Genomic DNA, 755 nt, shown 5'->3' on the forward strand with positions numbered 1-755 from the left:
CTCCATGTGGAGTTCCACACCCGTGATGGTGTGGTGAAGGCTGTGAACGGGGTGGACTACTCGGTGCGGTCGGGGGAGACCCTGGCGGTGCTGGGTGAGTCGGGTTCGGGGAAGTCGGTGACCGCGCAGGCGGTGATGGGCATTCTTGACATGCCGCCGGGTCGTATTCCGCGTGGGGAGATCCTGTTCCAGGGTCGGGACATGCTGACGATGCCGGGGGATGAGCGGCGGAAGTTGCGTGGTCGGAAGATCGCGATGATCTTCCAGGACGCGTTGTCGTCGTTGAATCCGGTGCTGAGTGTGGGTTATCAGCTGGGTGAGATGTTCCGGGTTCATGAGGGGCTGTCGAAGAAGGCGGCGAAGGCGCGTGCGATCGAGTTGATGGATCGGGTGCGTATTCCGGCGGCTCGGGAGCGGGTGAATGATTTTCCGCATCAGTTCTCGGGTGGTATGCGTCAGCGGATCATGATTGCGATGGCGTTGGCGTTGGAGCCGGATCTGATCATCGCGGATGAGCCGACGACGGCGTTGGATGTGACGGTTCAGGCTCAAGTGATGGATCTGCTGGCGGAGTTGCAGCGTGAGTTCCATATGGGTCTGATCCTGATCACGCATGATCTGGGTGTGGTCGCGGATGTGGCGGACAAGATCGCGGTGATGTACGCGGGTCGGATCGTGGAGACGGCTCCGGTGCACGAGTTGTACAAGCGTCCCGCGCATCCGTACACGCGGGGTCTGCTGGACTCCATTCCGCG

General features: G+C 61.6%; 1 protein-coding gene. It reads left to right on the forward strand.

The window, feature by feature from the left end; all coding sequences use genetic code 11:
* Window positions 1-755 (forward strand): ABC transporter ATP-binding protein (locus tag QNO07_RS27480; protein WP_283995257.1); only part of this gene is annotated, 755 nt, incomplete at both ends.

Source organism: Streptomyces sp. 549, assembly GCF_030124175.1.
In the GTDB taxonomy this organism is placed as follows: Bacteria; Actinomycetota; Actinomycetes; order Streptomycetales; family Streptomycetaceae; genus Streptomyces.